At 68.7% G+C, this 23,747-nt stretch carries 27 protein-coding genes and 2 tRNA genes; 16 read left to right on the forward strand and 13 right to left on the reverse strand.

What is annotated here, in order from left to right; genetic code table 11:
- Positions 1 to 42 precede the first annotated feature (42 nt).
- The 7 genes from gyrA (at position 43) to CU254_RS39295 (ending at position 6,165) form a co-directional block, all read left to right on the forward strand.
- The gene (gyrA, locus tag CU254_RS39265; RefSeq protein WP_009085478.1) at positions 43 to 2,670 is read left to right on the forward strand and encodes a DNA gyrase subunit A; all 2,628 of its coding nucleotides are present in this window, start codon (positions 43 to 45) and stop codon (positions 2,668 to 2,670) included.
- Positions 2,671 to 2,705: 35 nt separating this feature from the next.
- Positions 2,706 to 3,362, forward strand: coding sequence for a DUF3566 domain-containing protein (locus tag CU254_RS39270; protein WP_009085480.1), 657 nt, complete (start codon positions 2,706 to 2,708; stop codon positions 3,360 to 3,362).
- Positions 3,363 to 3,412: 50 nt separating this feature from the next.
- Positions 3,413 to 3,486: transfer RNA gene (locus tag CU254_RS39275), tRNA-Ile, on the forward strand.
- An 89-nt stretch (positions 3,487 to 3,575) separates the two neighbouring features.
- Positions 3,576 to 4,967 (forward strand): hypothetical protein, encoded by a 1,392-nt coding sequence (locus tag CU254_RS39280; RefSeq protein WP_009085482.1) that lies wholly within the window; start codon positions 3,576 to 3,578, stop codon positions 4,965 to 4,967.
- The gene (locus tag CU254_RS39285) at positions 4,964 to 5,734 is read left to right on the forward strand and encodes a phosphotransferase (RefSeq protein ID WP_009085483.1); all 771 of its coding nucleotides are present in this window, start codon (positions 4,964 to 4,966) and stop codon (positions 5,732 to 5,734) included. The genes CU254_RS39280 and CU254_RS39285 overlap by 4 nt, the downstream gene beginning before the upstream one ends.
- Before the next feature lie 157 nt (positions 5,735 to 5,891).
- Positions 5,892 to 6,062 carry a DLW-39 family protein gene (locus CU254_RS39290; RefSeq protein WP_009085484.1) on the forward strand — a complete coding sequence of 57 codons (171 nt, stop codon included), beginning with the start codon at positions 5,892 to 5,894 and terminating at the stop codon, positions 6,060 to 6,062.
- 30 nt (positions 6,063 to 6,092) lie between these two features.
- Positions 6,093 to 6,165: transfer RNA gene (locus CU254_RS39295), tRNA-Ala, on the forward strand.
- Positions 6,166 to 6,221: 56 nt separating this feature from the next.
- On the opposite strand, the gene CU254_RS44735 is transcribed toward CU254_RS39295, so the two are convergent.
- Complete coding sequence (locus CU254_RS44735; RefSeq protein ID WP_255409793.1) at positions 6,222 to 6,347, reverse strand: hypothetical protein; 126 nt, start codon at positions 6,345 to 6,347, stop codon at positions 6,222 to 6,224.
- Positions 6,348 to 6,431: 84 nt separating this feature from the next.
- Here CU254_RS44735 and CU254_RS39300 point away from each other — a divergent pair, with 84 nt between their 5' ends.
- A complete protein-coding gene (locus CU254_RS39300; protein ID WP_009085485.1) occupies positions 6,432 to 7,070 on the forward strand; it encodes an antibiotic biosynthesis monooxygenase in 639 nt (212 codons plus the stop codon).
- Positions 7,071 to 7,076: 6 nt separating this feature from the next.
- Here the strand turns inward: CU254_RS39300 and CU254_RS39305 are convergent, their stop codons facing one another.
- The gene (locus CU254_RS39305) at positions 7,077 to 7,307 is read right to left on the reverse strand and encodes an ester cyclase (RefSeq protein ID WP_078561220.1); all 231 of its coding nucleotides are present in this window, start codon (positions 7,305 to 7,307) and stop codon (positions 7,077 to 7,079) included.
- A gap of 172 nt (positions 7,308 to 7,479) precedes the next feature.
- On the opposite strand from CU254_RS39305, the gene CU254_RS43395 reads away from it, so the two are divergent.
- On the forward strand, positions 7,480 to 7,641 hold the full coding sequence (locus CU254_RS43395) for a hypothetical protein (protein ID WP_009085486.1): 162 nt from the start codon (positions 7,480 to 7,482) through the stop codon (positions 7,639 to 7,641).
- Positions 7,642 to 7,722: 81 nt separating this feature from the next.
- Here CU254_RS43395 and CU254_RS39310 read toward each other — a convergent pair whose 3' ends face one another.
- A complete protein-coding gene (locus CU254_RS39310; protein WP_009085487.1) occupies positions 7,723 to 8,787 on the reverse strand; it encodes an ankyrin repeat domain-containing protein in 1,065 nt (354 codons plus the stop codon).
- A gap of 46 nt (positions 8,788 to 8,833) precedes the next feature.
- Complete coding sequence (locus tag CU254_RS39315; protein WP_009085488.1) at positions 8,834 to 9,310, reverse strand: MarR family winged helix-turn-helix transcriptional regulator; 477 nt, start codon at positions 9,308 to 9,310, stop codon at positions 8,834 to 8,836.
- 56 nt (positions 9,311 to 9,366) lie between these two features.
- Between CU254_RS39315 and CU254_RS39320 the strand changes: the two genes are divergently transcribed.
- A complete protein-coding gene (locus tag CU254_RS39320; protein WP_009085489.1) occupies positions 9,367 to 10,209 on the forward strand; it encodes an LLM class flavin-dependent oxidoreductase in 843 nt (280 codons plus the stop codon).
- A gap of 101 nt (positions 10,210 to 10,310) precedes the next feature.
- Here the strand turns inward: CU254_RS39320 and CU254_RS39325 are convergent, their stop codons facing one another.
- Positions 10,311 to 10,934, reverse strand: a complete 624-nt coding sequence (locus CU254_RS39325) for a TetR/AcrR family transcriptional regulator (protein WP_009085496.1) — start codon at positions 10,932 to 10,934, stop codon at positions 10,311 to 10,313.
- An 86-nt stretch (positions 10,935 to 11,020) separates the two neighbouring features.
- Here CU254_RS39325 and CU254_RS39330 point away from each other — a divergent pair, with 86 nt between their 5' ends.
- A complete protein-coding gene (locus CU254_RS39330; RefSeq protein WP_009085502.1) occupies positions 11,021 to 13,075 on the forward strand; it encodes an AAA family ATPase in 2,055 nt (684 codons plus the stop codon).
- On the opposite strand, the gene CU254_RS39335 is transcribed toward CU254_RS39330, so the two are convergent.
- Positions 13,057 to 14,256 carry a glycosyltransferase 87 family protein gene (locus tag CU254_RS39335; protein ID WP_009085504.1) on the reverse strand — a complete coding sequence of 400 codons (1,200 nt, stop codon included), beginning with the start codon at positions 14,254 to 14,256 and terminating at the stop codon, positions 13,057 to 13,059. The two genes, CU254_RS39330 and CU254_RS39335, sit on opposite strands and share 19 nt — an antisense overlap.
- A 22-nt stretch (positions 14,257 to 14,278) precedes the next feature.
- Complete coding sequence (locus CU254_RS39340; RefSeq protein WP_009085506.1) at positions 14,279 to 14,464, reverse strand: AraC family transcriptional regulator; 186 nt, start codon at positions 14,462 to 14,464, stop codon at positions 14,279 to 14,281.
- Between the two features lie 35 nt (positions 14,465 to 14,499).
- Between CU254_RS39340 and CU254_RS43400 the strand changes: the two genes are divergently transcribed.
- Positions 14,500 to 15,339 carry an amidase family protein gene (locus CU254_RS43400; RefSeq protein ID WP_255409895.1) on the forward strand — a complete coding sequence of 280 codons (840 nt, stop codon included), beginning with the start codon at positions 14,500 to 14,502 and terminating at the stop codon, positions 15,337 to 15,339.
- Position 15,340: 1 nt separating this feature from the next.
- Here the strand turns inward: CU254_RS43400 and CU254_RS39355 are convergent, their stop codons facing one another.
- The 3 genes from CU254_RS39355 to CU254_RS39365 are packed head-to-tail and all read right to left on the reverse strand — an operon-like array spanning position 15,341 to position 18,626.
- Entirely contained in the window at positions 15,341 to 17,719 is a 2,379-nt protein-coding gene (locus CU254_RS39355) for an excinuclease ABC subunit UvrA (protein WP_009085509.1), read from the reverse strand.
- A gap of 42 nt (positions 17,720 to 17,761) precedes the next feature.
- Positions 17,762 to 18,172: a VOC family protein gene (locus tag CU254_RS39360; RefSeq protein WP_037719044.1), complete on the reverse strand. Its 411-nt coding sequence runs from the start codon at positions 18,170 to 18,172 to the stop codon at positions 17,762 to 17,764.
- Between the two features lie 10 nt (positions 18,173 to 18,182).
- Positions 18,183 to 18,626 carry a helix-turn-helix transcriptional regulator gene (locus CU254_RS39365; protein WP_009085513.1) on the reverse strand — a complete coding sequence of 148 codons (444 nt, stop codon included), beginning with the start codon at positions 18,624 to 18,626 and terminating at the stop codon, positions 18,183 to 18,185.
- Positions 18,627 to 18,733: 107 nt separating this feature from the next.
- Between CU254_RS39365 and CU254_RS39370 the strand changes: the two genes are divergently transcribed.
- On the forward strand, positions 18,734 to 19,618 hold the full coding sequence (locus CU254_RS39370; protein ID WP_037719046.1) for a hypothetical protein: 885 nt from the start codon (positions 18,734 to 18,736) through the stop codon (positions 19,616 to 19,618).
- On the opposite strand, the gene CU254_RS39375 is transcribed toward CU254_RS39370, so the two are convergent.
- A complete protein-coding gene (locus tag CU254_RS39375; protein ID WP_009085516.1) occupies positions 19,615 to 20,253 on the reverse strand; it encodes a pyridoxal 5'-phosphate synthase in 639 nt (212 codons plus the stop codon). The two genes, CU254_RS39370 and CU254_RS39375, sit on opposite strands and share 4 nt — an antisense overlap.
- Before the next feature lies 1 nt (position 20,254).
- Positions 20,255 to 20,929, reverse strand: a complete 675-nt coding sequence (locus CU254_RS39380; protein ID WP_037719048.1) for a hypothetical protein — start codon at positions 20,927 to 20,929, stop codon at positions 20,255 to 20,257.
- Between the two features lie 96 nt (positions 20,930 to 21,025).
- On the opposite strand from CU254_RS39380, the gene CU254_RS39385 reads away from it, so the two are divergent.
- Positions 21,026 to 21,553 carry a DUF2020 domain-containing protein gene (locus CU254_RS39385; RefSeq protein WP_009085520.1) on the forward strand — a complete coding sequence of 176 codons (528 nt, stop codon included), beginning with the start codon at positions 21,026 to 21,028 and terminating at the stop codon, positions 21,551 to 21,553.
- Between the two features lie 141 nt (positions 21,554 to 21,694).
- Complete coding sequence (locus CU254_RS39390) at positions 21,695 to 22,147, forward strand: hypothetical protein (RefSeq protein ID WP_009085521.1); 453 nt, start codon at positions 21,695 to 21,697, stop codon at positions 22,145 to 22,147.
- Positions 22,148 to 22,337: 190 nt separating this feature from the next.
- Here the strand turns inward: CU254_RS39390 and CU254_RS39395 are convergent, their stop codons facing one another.
- Complete coding sequence (locus CU254_RS39395) at positions 22,338 to 22,973, reverse strand: hypothetical protein (RefSeq protein ID WP_037719053.1); 636 nt, start codon at positions 22,971 to 22,973, stop codon at positions 22,338 to 22,340.
- 206 nt (positions 22,974 to 23,179) lie between these two features.
- Between CU254_RS39395 and CU254_RS39400 the strand changes: the two genes are divergently transcribed.
- A complete protein-coding gene (locus CU254_RS39400; RefSeq protein WP_009085526.1) occupies positions 23,180 to 23,704 on the forward strand; it encodes a peptidylprolyl isomerase in 525 nt (174 codons plus the stop codon).
- The last annotated feature ends 43 nt before the right edge of the window (positions 23,705 to 23,747 follow it).

Genomic DNA, 23,747 nt, shown 5'->3' on the forward strand with positions numbered 1-23,747 from the left:
TCCTAACCCGCATCCCCAGGACTGCTCACCGAGAAGGACCCCATGACGGAAACCTTGCCGCCGGAACACGACCGGATCGAACCGGTCGACATCCAGCAGGAGATGCAGCGCTCCTACATCGACTACGCGATGAGCGTCATCGTGTCGCGGGCGCTGCCGGACGTGCGCGACGGCCTCAAGCCGGTGGCGCGCCGGATCCTGTACTCGATGTTCGACTCCGGGTTCCGCCCGGACCGCGGGTACAACAAGTGCTCGCGCGTCGTCGGCGACGTCATGGGCAACTACCACCCGCACGGCGACTCGGCGATCTACGACGCGCTCGTGCGGCTCGCCCAGCCGTGGTCGCTGCGCTATCCGCTGATCGACGGCCAGGGCAACTTCGGCTCGTCGGGCAACGACCCGGCGGCCGCGATGCGGTACACCGAGTCCCGGCTCGCGCCGCTCGCGATGCAGATGCTCGCGGACATCGAAGAGGACACCGTCGATTTCCGCGACAACTACGACGGCCGCACCCAGGAGCCCGACGTACTGCCGTCGCGCTTCCCGAACCTGCTGGTCAACGGCGGTTCCGGGATCGCGGTCGGGATGGCGACCAACATCCCGCCGCACAACCTGCGCGAGGTCTCCGAAGGCGTCGTGTGGGCGCTGGAGAACCCGGAAGCGACCGACGACGAACTGCTGGCCGCGCTGCTCGTGCGGATCAAGGGCCCGGACTTCCCGACCAAGGCGATGATCCTCGGCACGTCCGGCATCGAGGACGCCTACCGCACCGGCCGCGGTTCGATCCGGATGCGCGCGGTCGTCGAGGTCGAAGAGGACGCGAAGGGCCGCACCATCCTGGTCGTGTCCGAGCTGCCGTACCAGGTGAACCCGGACAACCTGGTGGAGAACATCGCGCACCTGGTGCGCGACGGCAAGATCACCGGGATCGCCGACATCGCGGACGAGTCCAACAGTCGTTCCGGCATGCGGATCGTCATCACGATCAAGCGCGACGCGGTGGCGAAGGTGGTGCTGAACAACCTGTTCAAGCACACCCAGCTGCAGCAGAACTTCGGCGTGAACATGCTGGCGCTGGTCGACGACGTGCCGCGCACGCTGCGGCTCGACCAGATCATCCGGCACTACGTGAAGCACCAGGTCGACGTGATCGTGCGGCGGACCCGGTTCCGGCTGCGCAAGGCCGAGGAACGGGCCCACATCCTGCGCGGTCTGGTCAAGGCGCTCGACATGCTGGACGAGGTGATCGCCCTGATCCGGCGGTCGCCGTCGGCGGACGAGGCCCGGCCGGGGCTGATGTCGCTGCTCGAGATCGACGAGATCCAGGCCACCGCGATCCTGGACATGCAGCTGCGCCGGCTGGCCGCGCTGGAACGGCAGCGGATCATCGACACGCTGGCCGAGATCGAGCTGGAGATCGCCGACCTCAAGGACATCCTCGAGAAGCCGGAGCGGCAGCGGTCGATCATCCGCGACGAGCTGATGGAGATCGTCGACAAGTACGGCGACGACCGGCGCACGCAGATCATCCCGTTCGACGGCGACGTGTCGGTCGAGGACCTGATCGCGCAGGAAGACGTCGTCGTCACCATCACCCGCACGGGCTACGCCAAGCGGACGAAAACCGATCTGTACCGCTCGCAGAAGCGCGGCGGCAAGGGCGTGCAGGGCGCGACGCTGAAGCAGGACGACATCGTCCAGCACTTCTTCGTGTGCTCCACGCACGACTGGATCCTGTTCTTCACGAACAAGGGCCGGGTCTACCGGGCGAAGGCCTACGACCTGCCCGAGGCCAACCGCAACGCGCGCGGCCAGCACGTGGCGAACCTGCTCGCGTTCCAGCCGGACGAGCAGATCGCCCAGGTCATCGAGATCCCGAACTACGAGGTCGCGCCGTACCTGGTGCTCGCCACGAAGCGCGGCCTGGTGAAGAAGACGAAGCTCACCGACTTCGACTCCAACCGCGCGGGCGGGCTGATCGCGATCAACCTGCGCGAGGGCGACGAGCTGATGGGCGCGGTGCTGGCCGCGGCCGAGGACGACCTGCTGCTGGTGTCGGCGGGCGGCCAGTCGATCCGCTTCCACGCGACCGACGAGGCGCTGCGCCCGATGGGAAGGCCGACCTCGGGCGTGCTGGGCATGCGGTTCAACGACGGCGACGAACTGCTCGGCATCAGCGTGGTCAAACCGGACAAGTTCCTGCTGGTCGCCACGGACGGCGCGTATGCGAAGCGGACGCCGATCGAGGACTATCCGGTACAGGGCCGCGGCGGCAAGGGCGTGCTCACCATTCAGCACGACAGCAAACGTGGCAGGCTGGTGGGGGCACTCATCGTCGACGAGGACGACGAGCTGTTCGCCATCACGTCCAGCGGCGGGGTCATCCGCACGCCGGCGCGGGACGTGCGCAAGGCGGGCAGGCAGACCAAGGGCGTTCGGCTGATGAACCTGGGTGACGGAACCACTCTTCTCGCGGTCGCACGCAACGCGGACGAGGGTTCGGACGTCGCCAATGGTGGCGAGGAGGCTTCCGACGCCGCTGAAGGTTCGGAGGGCTCGGAAGTTTCGGAAGTTTCGGAAGTTTCGGCTTCCGAGATGGTTTCGGAGGAAGCGGCCGAGGCTACGCCAGAGGAGCCCACAGCAGAAGACGGCACGGCGCCGGAGCAGTGATCGGCGCCCCACGCACGGGTAAGGACTGACTCAACGTGGCACCATCCGACAAGGCCGACGACGCGTCGGCCAACCCGCCCTGGCAGCGCACCGCCAAGGACGGCGGCGGCGACTCCGAGGCCATGGCCACGGCGCGGATCGCGACCGAGGACGTGCCCACCGCGGCTCCGGAACCGGCCGCCGCGGCCGAGAACGACTACCCGGTGACCGGCTCGGCGGCGCCCCGGCTCTTCGGAGGCGAGGCTCCGCCGCCGGCGGCGGCCGACGTGCCGCCCGCGGGCCGCACCCGGCCGACGCCGAGCGCGCTGCGCCGTCCCGGCCGGGGCCCGCGGCGGGCGAGCCTGCAGATCAAGCGGTTCGACCCGTGGTCGGTGCTGAAGCTGGCACTGGTGCTCGGCGTCGCGATGTTCTTCGTCTGGCTGGTCGCGGTCGGCGTGCTCTACACGGTGCTCGACGGCATGGGCGTGTGGGACAAGCTGAACGGCACGTACTCGTCCCTGGTCGGCGGCGAGGGCGCGAACGCGTCGCCGGACCCGCTGATCAGCGCCGGTCGCGTGTTCGGCATCGCGGCCATTCTCGGGGCGATCAACATCGTGCTGGTGTCCGCGCTGGCCACGGTGAGCGCGTTCATCTACAACGTGTCGGCGGACCTCGCCGGCGGCCTGGAGGTCACGCTCTCGGAGCGAGAGTAACCCGGTTGCAAGGGCGGATGAGGGGTCCGGTAGAGTTCTCCTCGTTCGACGGGCCCATAGCTCAGGTGGTTAGAGCGCTTCGCTGATAACGAAGAGGTCCCAGGTTCAAGTCCTGGTGGGCCCACATTTCCGGAAGGCCGGTTCGCAGTCGCGGACCGGCCTTTCTGGTATTTCGGATGACCGTCCGGTGGGGTCCTCGCGAGAATCATCCGCATGCAGACTCCAGCGCAGATCCGCGAGCAGTTGAGCCTCGCCGCGGCCAACCGGCGTTTTCCGTCCGGTCTGGCCGAAGCCGAGGCCTGGCTCGCATCGGCGACCGCGCGCGAGTTGCTGCGGATCGACTACTACGCCCGCCAGTCCCGTTATCCGGTGCCGGTGCTGGGGCGGGCTCGCGACTGGAAGCTGAAGAACGCCGCGCCGGTTGTCGCGGCGCTGGCTTCGCTGCACCCCGACGGCCGGCTTCGCGAGCAGGCCGTTCGGGTGTTGTGCGCGTCATCTGGAGTGGTGAGCGACCGGGCGTTGGCGGTCCGGGTCACCGACCACGTCGACGAGGTCCGCGAGCTGGCCGAACAAGAGGTGCTGCGGCGTACGACGTTGGCGCAGGCGGAGCGGATCGTGCCGGTGTTGCAGCGGATTTCGCAGCGTGGCCGGGGCTCGGGGGTACTCGGCCGCTATCTGCGTGCGCTGGTGGACGCGCATGGCGAGGCGTCGGTGTGGAAGTACCTGCGGAGTTCGGAGGACCTCGACGTCCGGCGGACCGCGTTCCGGCGCAGCTTCGAAACCGGACTGCTCGGCTTGGCGGACGCGGTCCGGATGCTGCCGCGGGAACGGGACCAGGTCGTGCGGCGGCAGTTGATCCACGTGATCGCCGAGTCGGCGGCGCCGGACGTCATCGCCGAGTCGTTGCTGCGCGGCCGCTCCGCGGAGAGCCGGGTGCTGGGGTTGGTGAAGCTGACTGCGGAGCAGCTCGATCCCGTTGACGTGGAACGACTTCTGGTCGACCGGTCGGTGCTGGTGCGGATGTGGGCGCGACTGCGGTGGCAGGAAATGGGACGGGATCCGGTCGAGGTTTACGCGGCGGTCGCGCGTTCTGCTGCCGGGCCGCTGGTGCGGGCTCGTGGGTACGTCGGGCTGGCGGAGGCTGGGTCCGAGCTGGACCGGGCGGAGATCGTCGAGCTTGCGCGGAGTGCGGATCTGGCGTTGAAGAAGATCGGATTGTCGTTGCTGCGCGGGAAAGCTGTTGCCTCGGAGGTGCCTTGGCTGCTGCGGGAAATGGCCGGCGAGGACTCGCGGGCGGCCCGGTTGGCGGGGGACGTGCTCAGCAGCAGTCCGCGGCTGTGGTCGCTCGCGGATTTGGCGGTGCTGAAGGATTCCGCGGACCCGGTGGTTCAGCGTCGGGGATGGTGGCTGCACCGGAGCCTCGGCGGCTGGGAAGCGGTGATCGTCGACCTGGAGTCCGGGGCGTTTCGCGACCGGCTGGAGCTGCCGATGTATTCCCGGCCGACTGCCGCGCAACGGCAACGAATCGGGGAGCTGGTCGGCACGCTTTCCCTTGGCAGCGGGCAGATTTCGGAGATTGAGTTCGCGCTCGGTCGTCCGGCGTGACCGGCGAGGAACTGGGCGAGGGGTGGGACAGCGTCGCGACTCTGGTCGACGGACGTTGGGTTGAACGACGGCCCAAACGGGACGAGGTGCGCGCCTGGCTGCTGCGGGAGACGCGGGTCTTGCCGTGGCTGGCTCCGCAGTTGCCGGTGGCGGTGCCGATTCCGTTGGTGTGGCGGGAAAATCCGTTGGTCGTCCGGCATGAACTGGTGCCGGGCGAGCCGGCGGAGTTGACCGCCGAGGACGGTCGCGTGCTCGGCCGCTTCCTTCATGCGTTGCACAGTGCGGACGCGGCCAAGGCGCGCGAACTCGGTGCCGAGCCGGAAGTTCTGGCGCTCGATGCGGTTCCGCCGTTGCTTGGCCCGCTGGCGGAGCGCGGGCGCGCGCTGCTGGCGGAGGTCCGAGATTATCCAGCAGACACCGTCATCCATGCCGACCTCGGACCGGAGCATGTGTTGAAGCGGGACGGCCGGTTGAGCGGCGTGATCGACTGGACCGACGTGGGTATCGGCGACCCCGCGCGGGACCTGGCGTGGTTGCTGCACTGGACGTCGGCGGAATGCGTCGAGGCGTTCTCCGAGGAGTACGAAGTCACTCCGGAACTGCGTCGGCGCGCGTGGGCGTGGAACCAGCTGGGTCCGTGGTACGAGGTGGCGTACGGAGTGCAGAACGACCGCCCTGACCTGGTCGAATCGGGTCTCGCGGGTACCCGCGCTCGGCTCGCGGAGACGAGTCAGCCCTGCCGGGAAGAGAAGGACCGGCAGGGCTGAGTGTTGCGTGGCCGCGAGGGCCGTCGGGTTCAACGGACCGCTCACTCCGGATATTCCCGGTGTTCCACGTGGAACGAGAGACGGAACCGCTGGACGGGACGCGCGGCGGGTCCGGTAGCATCGTGGGGTAGCGCAAGCACTCAGAAGGGGGCTTCAGGTGAAGAAGCTGTTGGCACTCGCGGTCGTCGCGGGCGGCGTCCTGTTCGTCGTCAAGCGGAACAAGGCGGCCAAGGCCGAGGCTGACCTGTGGCGTGAGGCCACCACGCCTGCCGCCCCGTCGGCGAACGGCAGCGCGCCGGTCAAGGCCGCGGACGCCTCGCGCAACTGACGTCATGCTTCGCGGACCCCGGTCCGCACCGGGCCTGTAGCTCAATTGGTAGAGCACCGCCTTTGCAAGGCGGGGGTCAGGGGTTCGATTCCCCTCAGGTCCACCGCAGTCCCCGTCCGGCCCGCGCCGGACGGGGATTCGTGCGTTACGGGACCGGTTTCAGCCGGTCGATGATCGGGAAATGGCCTCGCCGAATACCTGGTTGAGCGCGGGCGGCTGGTAGTCCTCGCTGCGAAACGCCGAGATGGTGACCACGTGGCGGCCCACCTTGAGCGCCAGATCCACGTGGCCGGGGGCAATCGGCTTGACTTCAACTTCCCTTGAAGTTTCATCCTTGGAGAGTCAGCACTGATCTCGAAGGGACCTTCAATGACTATCAACCGGCCTGACTTCGCGCGCTCGGACTTCGCCGCCGCGCTGGTTGCCGAAACGACCGTGGAGGCGGCGGAAATCCTTGCGCGGCTGGAGAAAGAGCCGTGGCCTGAGGGCTTGATTTCGTTTCATGCGCTGGCCAGTACCGAGGGAGAAGAGTCGCTGGTCTATACCCAGTGGACCGAGAACTCAGCTGATCCCGAGTTCGTCCGCGGCATCTCCGGGGGTGATCCGGTGGAATACCGGTTGTACCGCAGCGGAAATCGGGACGACGCGACGGTTCCCGGCTGCATTGTCGTAGTGAGCGTCGAGTTCGAGGGCGCGGACGCGCAGCGGCAGCGGCGTTGGGTGGACACCGTGTTCGACGCGTTGTCCAGTGAGGAAAAGCCCGCGCCGGGCGGGATCTCCGGGCACTTCCACGTCAGCACCGACGGGACCCGGGTGCTCAACTATGCGGAGTGGACGGACGAACAGTCCCATCGCGACGCGCTGGCGCGGTCCGGCCGGGGCACGGTCGGAGAGTCCGACGAATGGCGGAAGGTGCAGGAGTTTCCGGGAGTGCGGGGCAGCGGGGTCCGGCGGTATCGGATGGTGCGCAGCCTTTCGCATGGCCTGTCCGCGAAGGCGCCCGCCTGATCCGGATCAGGTGCCTTGCGGGGCAAGGGCGGGCAGCGCGCCGAGTTGGATGCGGGCGCCGAGTTCGTCTCGGACGCCCCAGTGTTCGGCGAGCAAAAGTCCTTCGGTGCGGTAGATGTGCACCGTGGTCATCCGGTAGGGCTTGCCTTCCGTGCCTGGCCCGTGAATCGCGTCGACGCCGGTGCCGGTGGCGGTCGCGCGGATGACGACCCGGTCGTCCGTGGCAAGGCAGTACAGCGCTCCGCAGCGGGAGGAGAAGGCGCAGGCGGACCCGTGCGCACATCGTGCGGACCGCCCGTGACCTGCTGCTCGGCGGCGGAGGCTACGCGGGCATGACGATCACCGGGCTCGCCGAGGCGGCGGGGGTCAGTCCGCAGACGGTGTACAACACGGTCCCGGTGGCGACAAGGTGGTGGAGGCCTTCGTCGCGACCATTGATTCCGAACGCAGAAAGGGCAACACGAACAGCCTCCGCGGCCTCGCCGAGCGCGGGCTCCTGCCGTCGCGCAGATTCGGCTTCGACGAGACGGTCGACGCCGTCTGGACGCTGACCGCGCCCGAGGTCCTATGACCGGCTAGTTCGGCGCTGCGGATGGACACCCGCGGCGTTCGAACGGTGGCTGGCCACCCAGTTGGGCGCGGTGCTGTCCGGCTAACGGTCGTATTTGGGAGAAGCCAACGGCAACGGGGCCGGGTTGAGCCGGACCCACGCGACGGCGAGTTCGGACAGCCGGGCGAGTTCGTCGTCGTCGCCGTTGCCGGAGCGGGTGCGTTTGGCGAGGGCCTGTGCTTCGTGAAGTTCGGCGTCGGGCAGCGGGGTGCCCGACGCGAAGTAGCCGGGGAGCGCGTCGATCATGGCGCGGAAGGCGCGATCCCAGTTCACGCCGCCGTTGCCGAGGATCTCGCGAGCGACCTTTCCTGATACGCGGATCGCTTCTCCCTGCACGGTTTCCGCCGCGCCCCCGGACGGGACGAGCAGTTCCCACAGCAGCTCGTGCTGCTTCTGCCAGGTGCCGTCGGGCATCTCGATCGGGGAGGTGCCGTCGTGGATCAGTCGCGGCGGGACCGGTTCGACGTCAAACAAGCGGTACAACTCGCGCAGCCCGGCGTCGGTCGCGTCCAGGAGATCGCGGCTGAAACGCGTGCGGTGGAACTCGAAGTTGGCGCCGATCCGGCGGACGAGATCGCGCGCTTCGTCCGTCACCGGCGCGCCGGCTTCGAGGAGCAGCGCCGCGGTTTCGGCCATTTCGGCGATATCGATGTTCTCCGTGTGCCGCAGGCCGTGCAGGAGCGGGGTGCGGCCAGGCCTGCCGTCGATCGTGGCGTGGATGTTCGCCCCGTGTTCGAGCAAAACTCGCACGGTCTCCGCACGCTGCCCGCTGGTCGCGCCGTGCAGCGGAGTGCCGCTGTGCGCGCGGGGTCGTTCGATGTCCGCGCCGAGCGAAAGCAGCAGCGGGATCTGTGCTGAGTGCCCGGCTTGGGCACGAGTCCACAGTGGAGTCTCGCCGTAGTGGTCGGCCGCGTCTACGTCGAGGCCTTGGCCGGCCAGCCAGGCGATGAGTTCGTCCGGGCAGTCGAGAAAACCGAGCGCGGTCGCCTTGCCGTAGCCGCCGCGGGCGTCCAACTCGGTGCGCCGGAACACTGCCTGGAGTTCGGCGAGCGACGCCGAGGTCAGCATTTCACCGAAGTTCTTCGGCAGTGTTTTTCTCTTGCGCATCGCGGGTTTCTCCTCGGCGTGGCTTCCGGCGACGCCAGCCTAATGATCAGGAGGGCAATTCGGATCGCAATCGGTGTTGCAGTTCGATGAGGGTCTGCCGGGCGAGTTCGAGGCGTTCCAGGTCAAGGCCGTCAGTCGTGCGGAGCGCCAGATCTTCGTACGCCGCTTGCATTCGGTGCAAAGCCGCCCGGCCGGTCGGGGTGACCTCGAGCAGTTTGGCGCGCTGGTGCGCGGGGTTCGGGCGATACCGGGCCAGGTCGTCGTCGACCAGCAGATCGGCGACTCGCTGGACGCTTTGCCTCGTGTGGCCCAGCCGGGTGGCGATCGCCGCGACCGGGGCGGCTTCCTTTTCGACCGCGGCCAGCACCTGGTACCGCGCGACGCTCAGTCCCGTCGGGCGGGCGATGCCGTTGCCGACCGCTTCCAGGACGTCGGAGAGCCGGATGACCTCCTCCATCAGGTCGTTATAGGCGTCGCAGGCCTTCTTGACAGCATGCTGTCGTATCGCTAGCTTGTCAGACATGACAGCATGCTGTCATTCAAGGCTGGGGCTCGCAACAGTTCGAGAGGATCAATCGGGTGCGAATCGGCATAGGGCTTCCGAATCAAGTGCGCGATGTCGACCCCGCGGTCGTGCCGCGGTGGGCGGCGCGAGCGGAGAAGGCGGGCTTTTCTTCGCTGGCGACGATCGGCAGGTACGCGTATCCCGGGGTGAGCGACACGGTCGCGCTGGCGGCCGCGGCCGGGGCGACGACGCGGATCGGGCTGCTCAGCGGCGTGTTGCTCGCGCCGACCTGGCCGGCGGCGTTGCTGGCCAAGGAAATCGCGGGCATCGACGGGGTTTCCGGACACCGGCTGACGTTCGGCGCGGGGGTGGGGCTGCGGGAGGAAGAGTTCACCGTGCCTGGGCTGGGGGCGCGTGGCCGGGGCGCGCGGTTCGACGCCGACCTGGAGATTTACCGCGAGGTATGGGGCGGCAAGCCGCGCGGCGAGAACGCGGCGGTGCCGAGCGGGACCCGGCAGGTGCCGATGTTGTTCGGCGGCTATACCGAGCAGGCGCTGCGGCGGATGGTGCGATGGGGAACGGGATACATCGCGGGTTCGGGGCAGGCGGCGGCGAGCGCGCCGTTGTTCGAAGCGGCGAAACGTGCCTGGCGCGAGGGCGGCCGGGAGGGACGGCCGCGGCTGGTTTCGTTGGCGTACTTCGTGTTGGGAGACGTCGATGCCGGGCTGGCGAACGTGCGGGACTTTTACCGGTTGGCTCCGAAAGAAGTCGCGGACAGTGTCGTGCCCTGCACGTCTCCGGAGATGGTGAAGAAGTCCATCGCGGAGTTCGCCGAGCTGGGCGTGGACGAGTTGATCTTCATGCCGGTGACTGACGACGTGGACGAAGTGGCCCGGCTGGCGGACATCGTCAGCTGAACGCACAGGGAAGAGCGGAGCAGGGGCCAATTGCAGTGAACTAGGCGGGACGGTCGGGTGCCGGGGATATCGAGGCGAAGAAGGACACCCCGCGGACCGAGTCACCGAAGCGAAGACAGCCCTTCCCGCAGCATCCGATAAGCCGACTTCGCCCGGGCCACCGCATCCGGATACGTCTCGTCCGCGCTTCGGCCCCCGCGGATCTCCCGGGCGTTGTGGAACCCCAAGATCCGCTGCGCCCCGAAGATTTGCGCGGCCGCCAACCGGGCGGTGAACTCGTCCTCGATGCCGCACGACGACTGCAGTTCGTCCACCAGGTCCTGCTCCTTCTCCAGCCGGTACGTGGCAAGGCGGGCCAGCAAGGCCGGGGTCGAGTACAGCAACGTGTGGCAGGTGATCGTGTCCGGCGAGTCGTTCAGGCCGGTCAGCGGGTCGCGCTCGGCCAGGCGGTCCAGGAAGGACCGTTCCAGCGCGGACAGCGCCGACACTCCATCAGCCCGGGCACGGACGACCTCCGCAGGGCCGTTGTCGTCGACAAACTGGTGGATGACCAGGTCTTCCTTCGTCGGGAAGTACGCGAACAGCGTCGGCTTCGAGATCTCGGCCGCGGCGGCGATGTCGGCTACCGACACCCCGTCGAAGCCGGCTTCCCGGAACAGCCGCAGCGCCGCCGAGGCGATGGTTTCCCTCGTGCGGTGGCGTTTGCGCTCGCGCAGTCCTGACACGGGCGTCAGCCTAGCCGGAACTCGAACCCGGATAAAAACTTGACTCGGTTGTATATTTAACTTAGTCAAGAAACGGGGGCGGGGAAGTGGAACCAGAGATCTGGGCGGAGCGCGAGTATCTCCAGGCCTGTCACGCGGAGCTGGACCGCATGCGAGCGGAGATCAAGGCCGCGATCGCGACGGGAACGGGCGAGGGCGACGCGGTCGACGACAAATACTTCAACCACGTCCTCCGGCAGTTTCGCATCGAGATCGCCGAGGAGCTAGCGGATATCGACGACGCACCGCTCTTCTTCGGCCGCCTCGACTATCCGCCCGGCGAGGTTTACGAGGCTCCGCGCGGGTCGCATACCCGGTCGCCGGAGCACGACCTGGTTTACCTGGGGCGCAGAGGAATTCGTGATGACGACGGCGAACCTCTGGTGATCGATTGGCGGGCCCCGCTCGCCAGAGCGTTTTACGAAGCCGATCACGAGCATCCGATGGGAGTGCGGGTCCGGCGGCGGTACGGGTTCGACCAGTCCGGAGTGCTCAGCGCGTACGAGGACGAACCGCTCGATCGGCCGGGTTCGGCGGCGAATCGGCTGCTCACCGCGGAGATCGAGCGGCCGAGGCAGGGGCCGATGCGCGACATCGTCGCGACGATCCAGCCGGACCAGATGCGGCTCGTTCGCGCGCCGGTCGATCGGACCATCTGCATTCAGGGCGCACCGGGCACCGGCAAAACCGCGGTCGGTCTGCATCGGCTCGCGTATCTGCTTTACACCGAGCGGGTGCGGTTGCAGAAGGCCGGCGGGGTCGCGGTGATCGGGCCGAACCGGGCGTTTCTCGCGTACATCGCGGGCGTGCTTCCGGCGCTCGGCGAGGTGGCGGTTTCCCAAGCCACGATTGACGAATTGACCGGGGCGGGCCACTCGGTCGGGTACGTCGACAGCCCGCGAACGGCGCGGATCAAGGGCGACGTCCGGATGGCGGAGGTCGTCCGGCGGCAGTTGTGGGCGCGGATCCAGCCGGTCGACCGGACGCTCGAGGTGAAGCACCAGCATCGGACCTGGCGGCTGTATCCGGAGGACATCGCCGAGGAACTCGCGGAAATCCTCAGCCGCGGCGCGGATTACCGCGCGGGGCGCGAATTGCTCGCCCAACGGCTCGCGCATCGGGTGCTGCGCGAGATGGAGCGGTCCGGCGGCACGAGCGCGACCCTGCAGCAGCTTCGTCGCAACGCCGCTATCACCAAGGCGGTTCGCGACATGTGGCCTGCCGTCGAACCTGTCCGGTTGGTCTACGAGTTGCTTACCGAGAAAGCACTTCTCGCCGAAGCGGCCGACGGAATTCTGACTGCGGAGGAACAGGAAGCCCTGATCCGTCCGCGGCCGCGCAGTCGTAAGGCGATGACCTGGTCGACGCTCGATCTGGCGTTGCTGGACGAGGTCGCGGCGTTGCTCGAACGGCCGCCGAAGCTCGGGCACGTCGTGGTCGACGAGGCGCAGGACCTCAGCCCGATGCACCTGCGGGCGATCGCGCGCAGGCTGGCCGGCGCGTGCACGGTTCTCGGCGACGTCGCGCAGGCGACCAGTCCGTCCGCGGTCCGCGATTGGACGACCGTGCTGACTCACCTGGATCGGCAAGGCGGACGGATCGAAGAACTCACGCACGGCTACCGCGTTCCGGCGGATGTTCTCGACTTCGCGGCTCGACTGCTCCCGCACATCGCGCCGGAGCTGCGCAATCCCACGTCATTCCGGCATTCCGCGGACGCGTTGCACCTGACCGAAACGGACGAGCCGGTTTCCACTGCGGTCGATGCTTGCGCGAAAGCGCTAGGGCAGGAAGGCTCGATCGGGCTGCTGGCCGCGGACGCGGATGTCCCTGAGCTGCAGCGGGCCCTCATCGAGCGCGGGCTGGACCATACGGTGCTGGGCACCGAAGGAACCGCCCGGATCACGTTGGCACCGGTGAGTTTGGCGAAGGGTCTGGAGTACGACACGGTCCTGGTGGTCGAACCCGCGCGCATCGTGGCGGCGGAAGAGCGTGGGCTGCAACGGTTGTACGTCGCGCTCACCCGAGCGGTCAGCACCTTGCGCGTAATCCACGCGGACCCGTTGCCGGAGCCGTTGCTGGCTCAGACCGCGGCGGTTTGACGGCGCGTCGAGCAGAACTGCCAGCCCAGAAAACCCAGCGCCAGCAACAAGTAACTGTTGCCGACCACGTGCTCGACCGGTCCCCAGGACAGCTCCAGGTACCCGTTCTTCGGCAGCCACGCGTGCGGCGCGATCACGAAAATCGCCGCCACCGCAGCCAACCCGGCAACGGCGAGCCGGGTGTGCACGCGAGCGGCGAACAGCACGAGCGCGGGCACGATCCACACCCAGTGGTGCGACCACGAAATCGGCGAACACACCAGGATCAGCGCGGTGTTGAGCAGGAACGCCATCCGCGGGTCGGCGCGCAGCATCGCCGGAATGGCCAGCGCGAGTGCGGCCAGGGTCAGCACCGCGACCAGGAGCAGCGTCGGCGTTTCCGGAAGCCCGAATCGGTGCACCGCGCCCTGGATGGTCTGGTTTGTCGCGAAAATCGATCCGCTCATGCCGGACGCACCGGTCAGGCCGCCGCCGAACCAGTACTTCGCCGACGCGTCCGGCGCGATCACGAATCCGGCCACCCCGGCGAGCACGAACGTGATGACCGTGGTCACGGCCGCGCGGAAGTCCTTTTTCAGCAGGAAGAACAGCAGGAACCCGGCCGGGGTGATCTTCATGGCGGCGGCGAGGCCCAGCAGGACGCCGCGGGGAAGCCGAGTCCGGGGGCCGAGGCAGTCGAGCACCACGAGCGCCATCAGCAGCAGGTTGATTTGCCCGAACCACAACGTTTCGCGGACCGGCTCGAACGCCAGCGACCCGGCCCCGATCAGCAGCGCGGCCAGCACCGCGGTCCGTCGTCGGGCGTGCGGCCGGAGCACGACGTAGACCGTTCCGCACAGCGCCGCCAGCGAAACGGCGAGCATCAGCATCGCGCTCAGCGGCAGCGGCATCGCGGCGAAGATCAGGAACACGACGGCCGCGAAGGGCGGGTAGATGAACGGCAGGATCAGCCCGGCGCGAGTCGGCGGGAGCGGGCCGTAAACGTCCTCACCCTGCGCCAGCGCTCGCGCGCCGGACCGGTAGATCTCCAGGTCGAGCGGCCACATCGTGCACACGAGCCACAGAATCGTCGCCGCCACCGCGATCGAGGCGAGGACCAGCAGGAACACTGTCCGCCGCCGGGTCGCGGCGTCGTCTAGCCACCGGCGCAGCGCGACAGCGGGGGGCCGGAGGGAAGTCACCCCGCGATCATGCCTACTGCGGTCACCCGTTCGCGCAGTGGGGGCGAGACCAGGCGACCTCGTCGACCGCGAGCCACGGCGCGCTCGCGGCCGCGGACGGGGTCACTCCAGCGAAGGCTTTGACCTCGTGGTGCAGGTGCGACTGGTCGACGTACCCGCTCTCCGCCGCCACCGACGCCGGGCTTCCGCCAGCGGCGAGCCGGTGCACGGCGTGGTCGGACCAGTTGCGCGGCGCGTTTCGGGCTGAGCCCGAGCTGCCCGGATAGCGGCGCCGACGACGAGGTCCGTGTCGCCGCGAGAACCGCTGCGGACGCTGTGGTGCACTCCGCGCCGGAGGAACTGCCGCCGTTCCACGGGGTGCCGCTGCCGATCAAGGACCTCGTCCACGTCGCGGGCTGGCCGACCACCTACGGCTCGTTGGCCACCGACATCTCGATGACCCCGATCGCGCACGCGGAGGACGGCGGCGGATCCATCCGCATCCCGGCTTCGTGCACCGGTCTCGTCGGATTGAAGCCGACCCGCGGCCTGGTCACGAACGCCGTGGTGGAGGTCGAGGGCTTCGCGACCAGCGGCGTCGTCAGCCGGACGCTGGCCGACACCGCAGCCGACGCCCACGCGGTCGCTCGCCGACGCTCTGAATACAGAAGCACCGACTGGCATGCGGATCGGCGTCCTCACCACGTCGCTGATCGACGGCCTCCCGGTCGACCCGGCTTGCCTGGCCGCGGTCGACAAAACTCTTCGCGCGCTGGAAGACACCACCTTGTCGACAAATCGCTTCCGCGGCCGACGTCCGACGAGCTGATCTCGACGTTCATGAAGGTCTGGAACGTCGCCAGCGCGGGCGTCCCGCTGGTCGACCCGGACCGCGTCGAGCCGCACAACCGGGCACAGCGCGAAGCCGCGAAGGCGGTCGATTCCTGGACCTACGCGAAGAGCGTGCACCAGACCCAGGTGACGCCAGCGGCCTGCCGGTCGGTGTCCAGCTGGTGGCCGCGCCGTGGCGGGAAGACCTGCTGCTGCAGGTCTCCCGCACCCTGGAGCAGGCGCTGCCCTGGTCGGACCGGCGGCCGTCGGTGAGCTAGCCGACGTAGGCGGCCAGGTGCTTCCCGGTCAGCGTCCGCTTCTTCTTCACCAGCTCGGCGGGCGTCCCCTCGAAGACCACCTGGCCGCCGTCGTGCCCGGCGCCGGGGCCGAGGTCGATGATCCAGTCGGCGTGCGCCATCACGGCCTGGTGGTGCTCGATGACGATCACCGACTTGCCCGAGTCGACCAGGTGGTCCAGCAGCCCGAGCAGCTGTTCCACGTCGGCGAGGTGCAGGCCGGTGGTCGGCTCGTCGAGGATGTACACGCCGCCGTTCGACCCCATGTGGGTGGCCAGCTTCAGCCGCTGCCGTTCGCCGCCGGACAGCGTGGTCAGCGGCTGGCCGAGCGTCAGGTAACCGAGCCCGACCTGCTCCATCCGCTCGAGAATCCGGTGCGCGGCCGGGGTTTTCGCGTCGCCCTCGGCGAAGAACTCGGTGGCCTGCGCGACCGACATCGCGAGCACCTCGCTGATGTCCCGTCCGCCGAAGCGGTACTCCAGCACCGAGGCGTCGAACCGCTTGCCCTCGCAGACCTCGCAGGTGGTGGCCACTCCGGCCATCATCCCGAGGTCGGTGTAGATGACGCCGTTGCCGTTGCAGTTCGGGCACGCGCCCTCGGAGTTGGCGCTGAACAGCGCGGGCTTCACGTTGTTGGCCTTGGCGAAGGCCTTGCGGATCGGTTCGAGCAGACCGGTGTAGGTCGCCGGGTTGCTCCGCCGCGAACCGCGGATCGGGGCCTGGTCCACCGACACCACGTCGTCGGATTCCCGGATCGACCCGTGGATCAGCGAACTCTTGCCCGATCCGGCGACGCCGGTGATCACGCAGAGCACGCCGAGCGGGATGTCGACGTCCACGTCCTGCAGGTTGTGCGTGTTCGCGCCGCGGATTTCCAGCACGCCCGTCCGTTCCCGCACCGACGGCTTGAGCGAGGCGCGGTCGTCCAAATGCTTGCCGGTCAAAGTGTTGCTCGCGCGCAGACCGTCCACAGTGCCCTCGAAGCACACCGTGCCGCCGTTCGTGCCCGCGCCCGGACCGAGGTCGACGACGTGGTCGGCGATCGCGATCGCCTCCGGCTTGTGCTCCACCACGAGGACGGTGTTTCCCTTGTCCCGCAAGCGAAGCAGCAGATCGTTCATCCGCTGGATGTCGTGCGGGTGCAGGCCGATGGTGGGCTCGTCGAAGACGTACGTGACGTCGGTCAGCGACGACCCGAGGTGCCGCACCATCTTCACGCGCTGCGCCTCGCCGCCGGACAACGTGCCCGCCGGCCGGTCCAGCGACAGGTAACCGAGCCCGATCTCCACGAACGATTCGAGCGTTTCGTGCAGCGACTTCAGCAGCGGCGCGACCGACGGGTCGGACAGCTTCCCGACCCACTCCGCGAGGTCGCTGATCTGCATCGCGCACACGTCGGCGATGCTCATCCCGTCGATCTTCGACGACCGAGCCAGCTCGCTCAGCCGCGTCCCGTCGCACTCCGGGCACGTCGCGAAGGTGACCGCCCGGTCCACGAACGCGCGGATGTGCGGCTGCATCGCCTCGACGTCCTTGGACAGATACGACTTCTGGATCCTCGGCACCAGACCCTCGTAGGTCATGTTGATGCCTTCGATCTTCATCCGCGTCGGTTCCTTGTACAGGAAGTCCTGCAGCTCGCGCTTCGTGTACTTGCGGATCGGCTTGTCCGGGTCGACCAGGCCGGACCCGGTGTAGAGCCGGTAATTCCAGCCGCCCGGGGTGTAGCCGGGGATGGTCAGCGCGCCCTCGGCGAGCGATTTGGAATCGTCATAGAGCTGCGAAAGGTCGATGTCGTTGATCGAACCGCGGCCCTCGCAGCGCGGGCACATGCCGCCGGTGACGCTGAAGCTGCGCCGCTCCTTGATCTGCTTCCCGGCACGCTGCACGGTGACCGCGCCCGCGCCGCTGATCGACGCGACGTTGAACGAGAACGCCTGCGACGACCCGATGTGCGGCGTGCCGAGCCTGCTGAACAGGATCCGCAGCATCGCGTTCGCGTCGGTGGCGGTGCCGACCGTCGAACGCGGATCGGCCCCCATCCGCTGCTGGTCGACGATGATCGCGGTGGTCAGCCCGTCGAGCACGTCCACCTCGGGACGCGCCAGCGTCGGCATGAAGCCCTGCACGAAACTGCTGTACGTCTCGTTGATCAGCCGCTGCGATTCGGCGGCGATCGTGCTGAACACGAGCGAGCTTTTGCCCGAGCCGGACACCCCGGTGAACACCGTCAGCCGGCGCTTCGGGAGTTCGACGCTGACGTCCTTGAGGTTGTTCACGCGGGCGCCCTGCACGCGGATCAGGTCGTGGCTGTCCGCGGCGTGCTCCCGCGTGGGCTTCCCCTTGGCCTTGGTCATCGTCTCTCCCTTTTCTTCCCCGGCGGTCCGGCTCGGACTTGTTCAGCTCGCTTGCTGGATGCGGATCAGGTTCCCGGCGGGATCGCGGAACGAGCAGTCGCGAACGCCGTAGGGCTGGTCGGTGGGCTCCTGCACGACCTCGGCGTCGCTGGCCTGCAACCGGTTGAAGGTCGCGTCGACGTCCTTGGTGGCCAGGTTGAGCGCGCCGTAGGTGCCCTTGGCCATCATCTCGGCGATCATCCGGCGCTCGTCGTCGGTGAGGCCGGGGAACGCGGCGACCGGCTGCAGCACGAGCGAGGTGTCCGGCTGTCCGGGCGGGCCGACGGTGATCCAGGCCAGGTCCCCGTACTTGACGTTGTTGCGCACCTCGAAGCCGAGGATGTCGCGGTAGAAGGTCAGCGTCGCTTCCGGATCGGTGTGCGGGAGGAAGCTCGCGTGAATCGTCATGTCCATGCCGGTCACACTAGGTTCGCGCCGAGCGGGGTGCTTCTCGATTCCTGATCGGTCGGGTGACCTGTTTCGCGACGCACGGCGCCATGCCCTCGGTCGCCCCGGTCTCTTCCTGGCGGTAGACGCTCGGCGGCTTCCCGACCAGCTCGGTGAAGCGCGTGCTGAACGTCCCCAGCGACGAGAACCCGACCTCGAAACACACCTCGGTGACGCTCAGGTCGCCTCGCCGCAGCAGGGCCATCGCGCGTTCGATGCGCCGGGTCATCAGGTACGAGTACGGCGACTCTCCGTAAGCGGCGCGGAACTGCCGGCTCAGGTGCCCGGCGGAGACGTTGACGCTCCGCGCGAGCGCCTCGACGTCCAGCGGACGCGCGTACTCGCGGTCGATCCGGTCGCGCACGCGGCGCAACCGGGCGAGATCGGCCAAGCGCTGCGCGTCGTCCGGTTTGCTGGTCACTTCCGAATCGTGCCACGGCGATCGCCCGAGCCCCAGTAATCCGCTCTTTCGGGCCGGTGGCCGATTCGTTCAAGACCGCCGCGCGGCGGTCGTGCGACGGTGTCCGGGTGACTGTGAAACTGGAGGCCGTCGCCCCGTTCCTCGCCGGGCACGGCCGGTTGCTGGACCAGCGGCGGTTCGAGCTGCTGGAAGGAAACGGACGGGCGGAGGAGGTGCTCGCGGCGGTCGCGGCCTACCGGAATCCGGACGGCGGCTACGGCTGGGGGCTGGAACCGGACCTGCGCGCGCCGGAAAGCCAGCCGGGCGGCGCGCTGCACGCGTTCGAGATCTTCGCCGACGTCGCGCCGGCGACCACGCCGCACGCGGCGCAGCTGTGCGACTGGCTGGAAGCGGTGTCGTTCGCCGACGGCGGGCTGCCGTTCGCGTTCCCGGTCGCCGACCCGACCGCGTGCGCTCCCTTCTGGACCGGAGCCGACCCGACGGTGTTCTCCTTGCAGAGCACCGCGTTCGTCACGTCCGCCGCGTGGCGGGTCGCCGAACACGACCCGGCGGTCGCGGCGCATCCGTGGCTCGTGCGGGCGACCGAGAGGTGCCTGCGCGCGATCCGGGACCTTGCCGAAATGCCGCACGTCATCGAGTTGAGCTTCGCGATCCACCTGCTCGACGCCGTGCACGGCCGGTACCCGGAAGCCGACGAACTCCTGACCAAACTCGGGAAGTTCTTGCCGGAAAGCGGAATCGTCCCAGTGCAGGGCGGTTCCGAGGGCGAGGTGCTGCGTCCGCTGGACTTCAGTCCGGTGCCCGGCCCGTCCCGGCGGCTGTTCACCGCGGAGGCGATCGAGGCGGACCTGACCCGGCTCGAACGGGGCCAGCAGCCCGACGGCGGCTGGACGGTCGACTTCGCCAGCTACTCCCCGGCGGCCGCGCTGGAATGGCGCGGCTACGCCACCGTCGGCGCGATTTCCAAGCTGCGCGCCAACTCCCGGCTCTAGGGCCAGAGCCGTTCGCGGACCCAGCCGGCGGGTTCGCGGCGGTAGCGGACCCGGATGTGCTGCCGGTCGTGCGAGGCCTGCCAGAACTCGACCGATTCCGGCTGGATCAGGTAGCGCGTCCACGTTTCCGGTGCCATGTCCGGGTTTTCCGCTACCCACTCCGCGGCTGCCTTGGCGGCTTCGGCGAGCTTCGCCGGATCGGACAGCACCTCCGACTGATGTCCGACGTACGCCTCGGCCCGCGACGCCGGCGGGCGGGCGAGGAAGTCGGCGGCGGACACCTCGGGCGCGGCCGGAACCACCAGACCGCGCACCCGCACCTGCCGTCCGCGGCCGGGCCAGAAGAACGTCAACGCCGCGCGCGGGTTCGCCGTCAGCTGCTGTCCCTTGGGGCTTTCCGAACTGGTCGCGACCGCCCAGCCGTCCGCGCCGACGTCCTTCAGGATCACCACGCGCGCGTCCGGCGCGCCGTCGGCGTCCACTGTGGACAGAGTGACGGCGTGCGGGGCCAGCACGTGCTCGCCGGCTTCGGTCAGCCAGGAGAGGAACAGCTCCTCGGGCGTTTCCGGGGTGTCCTCCGGATCGAATTCCGGGAGCTGTTCGGGGAACGACTGCCAGCCGCGCAACGAAACCATGTCACCGACCGTACGGCGGTTGCCCCGGCGGCGGGTAGTGCGGCGGCTGCGGCCCGGCCGGACCGGCGGCGGGCGGCGGACCGGTCTGCGGCATCGGCCCGGACGGGATCTGCCCGGGAAAGCCGCCGGGACCCGGTTGCGGGGGCTGCTGCTGCCCGTAGGCCTGTTGCTGCTGCCACTGGATCTGCTGGAAAGCCTCGCCCGGCTGCGGGAAACAGAACGTCAGCTTCGCCCGGATCGCGCCGTGCATCGCCGCGCCCCAGAGCTTGCCGCCGGTGAACGCGTAGGTCATGCCCGCGTGCGGATCCACCGCGACCATCCGGGTTTCGCCGCCGAACTGGTTGCTGGTCTTCGCGCTCGCCAGCTGCGCGGCGTCCGGGTGCACGTGCCCGACCAGCCCGCAGATCACCACCGACGCGGCGGTCCAGCCGATCGTGCCCTGCACGTTGGCGCGGGCGTGCTGGGTGGCCATGCCGGTGAACTGCTGCAGCGTCGCCGCGTCGATGTTCGGGTAGGCCCCGGCGACCACGCAGTAGTTCATCGTCGACAGCATGATCGACTCGGTGAACAGGCCGACCGCGGACGTCACCGGTCCGATCTGGACGGTGTTGAGCCTGCCGCCGCTGCGCACCACGCGTTCGGCGACCACCTGCAGGTACTGCTCGGGCGTGAGCACGTCCGCGACCTCCCCGGGCTGAGCGGAATCCGCTGCCATAGTCGCACGCGCCGCCTTCGCACGGACTTCACCCGGGCATGGTTGACTGTGCCCGCCATGCGCCGACTTCTCGTTCTCGCCCCAGCCCTGGTCCTGCTCGCCGGCTGCAACCCGTCGAGCCCGGCGAAGGAGACTCCGTCTTCGGCGCCGGCGAGTTCCGCTCCGGCCTCGGCGGGGCTGCCGCCCGATCCGCAGCCCGCGCGCACCGCCGATTGCCCCTACCTGTCGAACGAGACAGTGCAGGACGCGAACGGACAGCACGTCACCAAGGTGAAGGTGTCGGACGACGAGCCGCATCCGACGTGCTTTTTCTACCGCCCGGACGGCAGCGTCCAGCTGACCGTGCGGGTGTACGTGGGCAACAGCGACGTCGCGACCGAGCTGGTCAACAAGGCCGCGCCGGTCGACACGTCGAACCCGGCTTCGGACCCGGCGGGGTGGAAGGGCGGCTACCAGCCCGCCGGCGACGGAGTGGTCTACGCCGTCGCCAAGGGCGGGAACGCCGTCATCGTAACGAGCAACCAGAAGCAGAGCATCAAAGCACGCACAGTGGCGAAAAAGGCTATCGCTGCCCTGAAGCTCTGAGTAACGGGCTCCGCACGGGTGAGTGAAGTTGATCTTGTATTACTCTAAGCAGCACGCGCGGTTCCCCCAACACTCGCGCGGCGGGTGCCCGTCCGGCACCGAATACTTTGGTTACCCCTTATCGACGACAAGGACAGATTCGTGGCTGACACCCTCAAGGAAATCCTGCTTGACTCGAGCCGTCGCCCCACCGTGGTCGCCGACTTCGCGGAGCTCGTGGACGCCGAGGTCGCCGACAAGGGCGGGGTCTCCGGCGCGGTCGTGAAGACCGGCTTCGCCGCCGTCAAGAAGATCAAGCCGGGCATCATCCCGTCCGCGATCGACAGCCTGCTGGACGACTTCTCCAACGCCCTCGAGCCGTTCTACGGCGACTTCCGCGCCCAGGGCGGCAACGACTTCGGCGCGTACCTGAGCAGCCGCTCGGACGAGGCCTCGGACGCGCTGCTCGGGGTCACCGACGCCCGCGCCGAGCGCAGCAGCCGCGACAGCATCAAGAAGGTCTACTCGAAGCTGCGCCCGAACGGCAAGAAGAACGTCGAGGAGGCGCTGCCGCGTCTCGGCCAGCTGATCGACAAGCACGCCGCCGCGGCCTGACCCGGCTGGGTTCCGCCGGACTCCAGGTCGCCGATCGCCCCAATGCCACATTGGGTGCGTCAGACGCACCCAATGTGGCGTTCGGTGCGTCGCATGCACCCAATGCCACATTGGGGCGCTGGCCGGAACCGCTTGCGCGACAGAACAAAAAGGGCCCCGGGACGCACTTCCCGGGGCCCTTTTCGCGCGTTCAGTTCTTCTTCTCGGCGGCCGAGGGGCTCGGCGCCTTGCCGTTCGTCTTCGGCTCGCCCGGCTTGGCGTCCGTCGCGTCCTTGGCCTCGGGAGCCGGCTTCGGCGCAGGAGGAGCGGGCGGGGTGGCCTTCGGCGGAGCCGGGGCGACCGGCGGCTCCTGCTGCCGCGACTTCAGCGCGACGGCGGTGCCCACCGCGACCGCGCCGAGGCCGAGCAGCCACGGCCAGCGGCGACGCTTGCGAGTGCCCTTGGCGGCGCTCTTCGCCTCCTCCAGCGCGGCGCGGAACTCCTTCTTGGCCGCCTTGAAGTCCTTCTTGCCGCGGCGCTTCGACTCGCCGGCCGACGCGGCGGCCTTGATCGCGGCCTTCTTGGCCTTGCGGCCCGGCTTCTTCAGCTCGGCGAGGCGGGCGAGCGCTTCCTTGCGCGCCGCGGCGGAGCTCTTCTTCAGCTCCTTGCGAGTCAGCTCGGTCTTCTTCGCCAGCTTGCGCTGGGCCCGGCGGCTCCGCTTCCCCAGCTCCTCCGCGCCGGCCTCGGCGGCCTTCGCGCCCGCCTTGCCCGCCTCGACGACCAGCTTCCGCAGGTCCGTCGAGCCGGACTTGACCGACTCGCCGACCGATTCCACGGCCCGGGTCATGGTCTTCACCTCATCAATCGTTGTGAAACAGATCTGTTGCTTGACATCTATCCTGCCCTTTTTCCGCCCGCACCGCTGCGGCTTCCCGCTGCGGGCGTCGCGGAAACCTCGGGAAAGTGTGTTCTTCCTGGGCCGACGTCCGGCGCGACGGGCCGGGACGGCCCCCTGAACCCCCCATTTGTGCGAAGGGGTGGCACGATGGCGGCGTGACTGAAAGCGCCCGCAAGGCCACCCTGCACACCAACCAGGGTGACATCCACGTGAACCTGCTGCCCGACCACGCGCCGAAGACCGTGGCGAACTTCGTGGGGCTGGCCACCGGCTCCAAGGAGTACACCCAGCCGAACGCGAAGGGCGGAAACTCCGGTCCGTTCTACGACGGCTCGATCTTCCACCGCGTCATCGACGGCTTCATGATCCAGGGCGGTGACCCCACCGGCACCGGCCGCGGCGGCCCCGGCTACAAGTTCGGCGACGAGTTCCACCCGGAGCTGCAGTTCTCCAAGCCGTACCTGCTGGCCATGGCGAACGCCGGGCCGGGCACCAACGGCTCGCAGTTCTTCATCACCGTCGCGCCGACCTCGCACCTGAACTTCCGGCACACGATCTTCGGCGAGGTGGCGGACCAGGAATCCCGCAACGTCGTCGACGCCATCGCGACGACCGCGACCGGACCGGCGGACCGCCCGCTGTCCGACGTGGTCATCGAGAAGATCACCGTCGAAGACTGACGCGCCGCAGGCAGGGATGGGGTTTCGGTAGGTTGGAGTCATC

This window comes from Amycolatopsis sp. AA4 (assembly GCF_002796545.1).
Taxonomy (GTDB): domain Bacteria; phylum Actinomycetota; class Actinomycetes; order Mycobacteriales; family Pseudonocardiaceae; genus Amycolatopsis.

Bases quoted from the DNA above. Each gene is read 5' to 3' on its own strand.
- CU254_RS39300 (WP_009085485.1), top strand. From the start codon at position 6,432: ATGACTATCAACCGGCCTGACTTCGCGCGCTCGGACTTCGCCGCCGCG.
- CU254_RS39280 (WP_009085482.1), top strand. From the start codon at position 3,576: ATGCAGACTCCAGCGCAGATCCGCGAGCAGTTGAGCCTCGCCGCGGCC.
- gyrA (WP_009085478.1), top strand. From the start codon at position 43: ATGACGGAAACCTTGCCGCCGGAACACGACCGGATCGAACCGGTCGAC.
- CU254_RS39355 (WP_009085509.1), bottom strand. From the start codon at position 17,719: ATGACCAAGGCCAAGGGGAAGCCCACGCGGGAGCACGCCGCGGACAGC.
- CU254_RS39395 (WP_037719053.1), bottom strand. From the start codon at position 22,973: ATGACCCGGGCCGTGGAATCGGTCGGCGAGTCGGTCAAGTCCGGCTCG.
- CU254_RS39385 (WP_009085520.1), top strand. From the start codon at position 21,026: ATGCGCCGACTTCTCGTTCTCGCCCCAGCCCTGGTCCTGCTCGCCGGC.
- CU254_RS39315 (WP_009085488.1), bottom strand. From the start codon at position 9,310: ATGTCTGACAAGCTAGCGATACGACAGCATGCTGTCAAGAAGGCCTGC.
- CU254_RS39310 (WP_009085487.1), bottom strand. From the start codon at position 8,787: ATGCGCAAGAGAAAAACACTGCCGAAGAACTTCGGTGAAATGCTGACC.
- CU254_RS39375 (WP_009085516.1), bottom strand. From the start codon at position 20,253: ATGGTTTCGTTGCGCGGCTGGCAGTCGTTCCCCGAACAGCTCCCGGAA.
- CU254_RS39360 (WP_037719044.1), bottom strand. From the start codon at position 18,172: ATGGACATGACGATTCACGCGAGCTTCCTCCCGCACACCGATCCGGAA.